The organism is Pseudomonas sp. PS02303 (genome assembly GCF_029959925.1).
Classification (GTDB): domain Bacteria; phylum Pseudomonadota; class Gammaproteobacteria; order Pseudomonadales; family Pseudomonadaceae; genus Aquipseudomonas; species Aquipseudomonas mandelii.
On the sequence record NZ_JASCOM010000304.1, the window covers coordinates 1 to 6,475 of the forward strand.

The following is a 6,475-nucleotide window of genomic DNA, read 5'->3' on the forward strand; positions in this document are numbered from 1 at the left end:
GGCAAGCCTCGCTCCTACGGGATGGGTAAGACACCAGTCCTGTAGGAGCGAGGCTTGCCCGCGAAGCTTCAAAAAGGCTCAGTCGACCAAAGTGCAGGCCATGACCACGGCATCTTCCCGCCCTCCCACCGCGGGGTAGTAATCCCGCCGCCGCCCAATCTCGTTAAACCCATAACGCTCATACAACTTGAACGCGCCACGGTTGCTGTCGCGCACTTCCAGAAAACATTCCCGCGCCTTGGCGTTATACGCCCGGGACATCAAATGCTCCAGGAGCGTCAAACCCAGCCCACGGCCCTGATTCTCGGGCTTGACGGTGATGTTGAGCAGATGCGCTTCATCCAGAATGATCTGCACCACGCCGTGACCGACCTGTTGCTGCCCTTCGAACATCAGCCAGATCTGGTACTTGCCCAGCCCATCCAGAAAAATCCCGCGGGTCCAGGGATGGCTGTACGCCGCGTATTCGATTTTCAGTACAGCGTCCAGGTCCGCCTCGGTCATCGGGCGGAACGATACAGCGTCACTCATTTGATTCTTTCCAGCGCGCCATCAGCCGACGCATGGCTTGCCAGACATCAGCCTTACGCTGTGGCTCTTCCATTAATAATTCCAGGCCCGGCAGGGCCCAGACCGAGCCCAGGCCTTCGACCTGGAGTTCACGGTTGAAGGATTCGGCGTTCGCCTCACCGGCAAAACGCACCGCTGGCAGGCCGATCAGCCACACGCAAACGCACGGAGCGTCTTCCAGCCGGGCCGAGAGAAAACCTTGCACGAAGTCCCGAGCGGCTTCCGGCCCCTGATCCATGGTGCCCCGGGCCAACAGCGGCCAGCGCACCGGCTCGCCGATGATCTGCGGGCTGTCCGGCAGACCGGCGGCGCGCAGCATGTCTTTGAGCAGCAGATAGGCCGGATCGCGGGTCTGGAACGTTTCGCCTGTGGGTAACTCGACCAACAGTAGGCACCGACCAGCGCGCAGCAATTGCAGGGAAAAACGCGGTGGCGGTACTGGCACAGACTTGGCGACGACCGGCGCGGCTTCTTCTTCGATCTTGGCGTTAGTGCGGGTGCTGGCCAGCGATGGCCGCGGCACCTCGATCTTGACGCGCTCCGTCGGTGCCATCACCGGCGCAGCGGCAGGTGCTGGCGCGGAGGCAGGCACCACCGGCGCGACGACCAACGGCTCCGGCATCTCCATCAGCTCGGGACGCGATGGCGCGGCAAAGGGCAATTCAGTGCGCGGCAGCCAGTTGACCACCTGCATGGCAGTCAAATAGGCGCGGCGACGGGACTCGATTAGCAAAGGTCGGCCACTTGTGGATAACTAAAGTGCGCTGATTCTACCGCCCTTCGCTCAAGATCGCCCACGCTTGATCGATACTCTTTCCCTTAGAAACAGCGACAGCCCGTCCCGAGAGTGAATCGCATCGGTCCCGATGCAGTACAATCGCGGCTTTTAATCGCCAACCAGCCGGCCATTCCGATGATCGAACCCAAGCGCGTCTTGCGCGCCCTCGCTGAACACTGGGCACTTCTGGAGCCACTGTGCGAGCACTTCGACCAAGGCACATTGAGCCTCAACGAACTGCGTTCACAGTTGGCCGCCCAGCAACTCGACAGTACGCCGCAGGACATCACCAGCCTGCTGGACGTGTGGATCCGCCTCGACATTCTGGTTCCCGTGGCAAAAAGCCCGAACCGTTTCGAGCTCAATGCGCAGATCCACGACTTCCTCGCTTACCTGCGCCGTGAGCACCGTCTGGGCCTGTGCCTGGAGATCGAAGCCTATCTGCGTCACCTCGAACGCCTGGCCGGTTACATCCAGGACGCTTTCGACATTCGCGATGGCCACGATCTGGCGCGCCAATTGCGTTTGCTCGACATGCGCGTACGCGATGTATTGAAGAAACTCGCCAACGACGAACAGGCCCTGGTGGCCGTCGCCGAACGCGCCAAGACCAGCGACCGGCAGATCCCGCTGCGTCAGCGTTACGCCGAAGTACTGGCGACCTGGGACGAATACGTCGAGCCGATGATTCAGTTGGTGAACGCCGACGGCGCCTTCGAGCAAGGCGTGCGCAAGGTCGAGAACGTCCTGCTGCGCATGCTCACCGAACAACAGCGCCTCGGTCACCTGGTCGACGACGACATGCTGCTGCGTACTCACGCACGCATCCTCGAAATGCAGACCAGCGCCCAACTGACCCTGCGCCACGCCCGCGAATTGCTGCTGCCGTTGCGTGAAGAAGCCCGTCGACACAACGCCGTGACCCGAGGCGCTGCGCTGGCCTTGTCGGCCATTCGTCGCAAAGGCATCGATGCGGTGCCGCAAGCGGCGATGCCGATGTTCACCCGCCCGCAAAGCACCTTCCTCGGCAGCGCCAGTCAGGTCGAAGCCTACGTTTATGCGCTGGCCCGATTCGAGCCGAAACCGGCGCGCTTCCCCAAGGCCCACAAAACGCAGAAAGGCGAAGCGCCGCGCGCGCCACGCACGGTTCGGGAAATGCTCGAACGCTGCGAAGACGCCCTGCCGATGCCGGACCTGATGACCTGGCTGCTGGAGCAGGAGCCGGACGGCGCCACCGACGAATTGCTTTACTGGTTCTCGCGCCTGTCGCGGGAAAAACGCTTCACACGCGAGCGTCTGGAACGCCGCGATTACCACACTCACGAGCATCAGGTCAGCCTGCGCTCCTTCGCCCTGCTCTCGGCCCGCGACACCGCCGCCGAGGATTCTGCGAGCATCCCACATGCATCTTGATCTATCCGAACTGTCCCAACTGGCGCCGATCTTTCGCGAGCTGTTCAAGGGCTACCACGTCAGCCGCCGCGACCCGGAGCTGTACGCGCAACTGTCGAACTTCCAGGACCAGTACCGCACGCTGTTCAGGGCGCTGGGCTATGAGTTGGTCTGCGACACCCGTGGTTTCTATTACTTCGTGCCGGACCTTGCGGCGGCAGCGGTGAACAAGACTGCGCAACGTCTGGCGTTGTTCACCTTCATCCTCGTCGAGCACTTGGCGGATCAGGGCCGTGACCCGGTCGCCGTGCTCGACGGTGGCAGCCTCGGCCGCGATGAATTGCCGTCTTTGCTGGAAAAATACCGCGACCTGTTCATCCAGGCCGAAGTGCAGACCGTGGAAGAACTCGAAGAAAAAATCATGCGCCGCATGACCCAGCTCGGTTTTGCCGGCGAAGAAAACGGCATCTACCGCTTCCTGCCGCCGATGCATCGTTTCCTCGACGTTTGCCTGTCGGTTCAACAAGACCGCGATCTGGCGGCCAGCCTGCACAGCGTCTTACCGCTGCCGGTTCCGGTGCTGGTCGATGACGACAGCGACGAAAAACTGCTGCAAACCGATGATCCGCTCGATCTGAGTGACTTCGAAGAAGAAAGCGAAGAAGACGCCATGGCCCGCGCCATTGCAGAAGAACAGGAGACCGACGCATGAGCAAGGAACGCTACGGCATTCGCCGCTTTGCCCTTTTGAACACCGCCGGTTACAGCCTCGGCCTGTTCCCGCTGGAAGAACCGTTGTCGGTCTACGGCGCGAACAACCTCGGTAAATCCGCCTCGATCAACGCGTTGCAGTTTCCGATTCTGGCGCGCATGTCGGACATGAGTTTCGGCAAGTACAGCCTGGAACAATCCCGTCGTTTCTACTTCGCCTCGGACACCAGCTACATCCTGGTCGAAGTCTCGCTGCCCCATGGCCCGCACGTAATCGGCGTGGTCGGGCGCGGCCCGGGCGGTGGTTTCGGTCACCAGTTCTTTGCCTACGCCGGCAAACTGGACCTGGCGCATTACCAGAAGAACGACACCTGCCTGCGCCAGAAAGAGCTGTTCACCAACCTTGAGCGTGAGGGCCTGAAAGCCTATGAACTCAAGCCGGATGAGCTGCGTCGCTTGCTGGTCGGCGGTCACACCTCAATCCCGCTGGACCTGACCCTGATCCCGCTGCGCTCCACCAGCGAGCAGAGCCTGAAGACCTTCCGCGCACTGTTCATCAACCTGCTGCACATGCGCGAAATCACCGCGGCCAAGCTCAAGCAACTGTTCCTCGATGCGTTTGAACACAGTCTGCGTTCCGGCAGCGTCGATTACATCGCTGCGTGCGAAGAAGCGTTCCGCGATGTACGCCGCATGGAGCAGGACTACAACTCGCTGGTCACCGCCGGCCCGTTGGTTGAAGCCCTCGCCGCTGGCGTGACCCAGCGCAATATTCTGCGCGGCAAGTTGCACCGGATCTCTCCGCTGCTCGATTCGTTGCTTGGCACTTGGTCGGATTACGCCAGTGCGCGCAAGGAAGAGCTGACGATTCAGGCCGAGCACTACCGCAACGAACAGGACGCGCTGCAAAACGATCAGCGTGGCGGCACTCAGGAGTTGATGCGCCTGGAGCGGGAAATCACCGGCATACAGCGTTGGCTCGGCGAACTCTCGGCGTTGAAGAATCGCTTCGCGTTGGTCGATGACGTCAAAGTGCTGGAGCAGCAACTGCTCGCGGCCAAGGACGCGCACGATGAACTGGCCGGTGCGCTGGCCCAGTCGCGGCAGTTCTCTGCCGAAGACCTCGAAGAACGTCTGCGGGACCTGGAAAAACGCCTGAAATCGGTGAAACAGCAACTCGATCACGCCGACAACAACAGCTACGCCCGTCTGCGCGAAGAGTTCTCGCAGCAGGACGTTGAGCGTTTGATGCGTCTGTTCAACAGCGCGCTGTTCAGCCTGCCGCTGGGTGAGCATGGCATTACGCTGGATGAGGACGGTCAGTGGGTCAAATCCCTGGAGCTGATCCTCGACGGCTTCAAAGGCGAGCGTTTCGAAGTACCAGGCCTGGCCATCGACATCTCGCACATTGAGCCGCCAGCCCTGCAAGCCCTGGCCGACCGCGCGGCATTGCGCGATCAGAAAGACCGCCTGGAGAAAGAACTCAAGCAACTGAAAACCCAGGCTGCCGTGGTCGCCGACCGCGCAGCGAGCAAGACCCAGACCGAAGCGCTGTACCAGCAAGTGCTGGATGCGCAAAAAGCCCTGGAAGATTTCCGCCGCGCACAAACCCTGAGCGCCGAAGAAGGCGACAAGCTGGAGCAACTGGCGCAGATGGAAGCGGCGCAGGACGAATTGAAGCGTTCCAGCGATGCCTTCACCGAGCGCGTCCAGCAACTGTCGGCCAAGCTGCAACTGGTCGGCCGGCAGATCGGCGACATGGAAGCCAAGCAACGCACCCTAGACGACGCCCTGCGCCGCCGTCAGCTGCTGCCCGCAGACCTGCCGTTCGGTACGCCGTTCATGGACCCGATCGATGATTCCATGGACAACCTGCTGCCGCTGCTCAACGACTATCAGGACAGCTGGCAGGGTTTGCAGCGCAGCGATGGCCAGATCGAGGCGCTTTATGCGCAGGTTCGCCTCAAGGGCGTGGCCAAGTTCGACAGCGAAGACGATATGGAGCGTCGCCTGCAACTGCTGATCAACGCTTACGCGCACCGCACCGACGAAGCGCTGACCCTCGGCAAGGCGCGCCGTGCGGCGGTGACCGACATCGCCCGGACCCTGCGCAACATCCGCAGCGACTACGACAGCCTTGAGCATCAACTGGCGCTGTTCAACCGCGAGATCAACAAACGTCAGGTCTCCAACCTGCAGAGCTTCCGCATCGTGCTCGCGCCGAACAAGGAAGCCCTCAAGCACATCGACCAGATCATCCACAGCGCCGGTCAGTACGAGGAAGGCGAAACCCTTTCGGTCTTCGACCTGAGCCAAAGCGCCGATCAGGACAACAAGAACGAAGAAGCCAAGGAATACCTGGCCCGTCTGGTGGCGGCTAACCACAACCAGCTCGGCCTCAAGGACTTGTTCGAACTGGCGTTCGAGATTACCAAGGTCAACGGCCAGCCGGTGATTCACACCGACATCGACGGCGCGGCCTCCAACGGCACCACGATGACCATCAAGGCGCTGACCAACATGTACTTGTTGCTGCACTTGATGGACCGTGATCAAGCCGGTCGCGTGCGCCTGCCGTACTACCTCGACGAGGCGGCGGACATCGACGAGAAGAACCAGGCTGCGCTGCTGGAAACCAGCCTGCAACTGGGCTTTGTGCCGATCCTGGCGAGTGTGAAACCGCAGGTTTGCGCCAGTGTGGCGATCGACCTGGAAGGTGGCAGTGGGCCAAACGGGATCTACATCGATGAGGCGGACTGGAAGTACATCCGTCGGCATGATGAGGTGAAGACTGTGGTTAACGTTGAAGCAGATGAGCCGGAGCTGGACGCGGTTTGATTTGCGTTAATCGAAGGCATTAAAAAGGCCGCGATCCAATGGATCGCGGCCTTTTTTTGGGCATATCTTTTTAGTGATTCAGTGTACTTGAGGGCCTCTTCGCGAGCAGGCTCGCTCCCACAGGGGGTTGGTGTCGATCACAAATTCCGTGGTCACAGCAAATCCCTTGTGGGAGCGAGCCTGCTC

Annotated in this window: 5 protein-coding genes; 3 read left to right on the forward strand and 2 right to left on the reverse strand. The window is 61.0% G+C overall.

Annotated features, from left to right (window positions below):
• Window positions 1-78 precede the first annotated feature (78 nt).
• Window positions 79-531 (reverse strand): ribosomal protein S18-alanine N-acetyltransferase, encoded by a 453-nt coding sequence (gene rimI, locus QMX98_RS31025; RefSeq protein WP_077749029.1) that lies wholly within the window; start codon window positions 529-531, stop codon window positions 79-81.
• Complete coding sequence (locus tag QMX98_RS31030; protein WP_282411899.1) at window positions 524-1,264, reverse strand: energy transducer TonB; 741 nt, start codon at window positions 1,262-1,264, stop codon at window positions 524-526. Before QMX98_RS31030 ends, rimI begins: the two co-directional genes overlap by 8 nt.
• Window positions 1,265-1,483: 219 nt before the next feature.
• Between QMX98_RS31030 and mksB the strand changes: the two genes are divergently transcribed.
• Genes mksB through mksF form a run of 3 tightly spaced genes read left to right on the forward strand, consistent with a single transcriptional unit; the run spans window position 1,484 to window position 6,289 of the window.
• The gene (mksB, locus tag QMX98_RS31035) at window positions 1,484-2,761 is read left to right on the forward strand and encodes an Mks condensin complex protein MksB (RefSeq protein WP_282411897.1); all 1,278 of its coding nucleotides are present in this window, start codon (window positions 1,484-1,486) and stop codon (window positions 2,759-2,761) included.
• The gene (mksE, locus tag QMX98_RS31040) at window positions 2,751-3,452 is read left to right on the forward strand and encodes an Mks condensin complex protein MksE (protein ID WP_253552864.1); all 702 of its coding nucleotides are present in this window, start codon (window positions 2,751-2,753) and stop codon (window positions 3,450-3,452) included. The genes mksB and mksE overlap by 11 nt, the downstream gene beginning before the upstream one ends.
• On the forward strand, window positions 3,449-6,289 hold the full coding sequence (gene mksF, locus QMX98_RS31045) for an Mks condensin complex protein MksF (RefSeq protein WP_282411898.1): 2,841 nt from the start codon (window positions 3,449-3,451) through the stop codon (window positions 6,287-6,289). Before mksE ends, mksF begins: the two co-directional genes overlap by 4 nt.
• Window positions 6,290-6,475 lie beyond the last annotated feature (186 nt).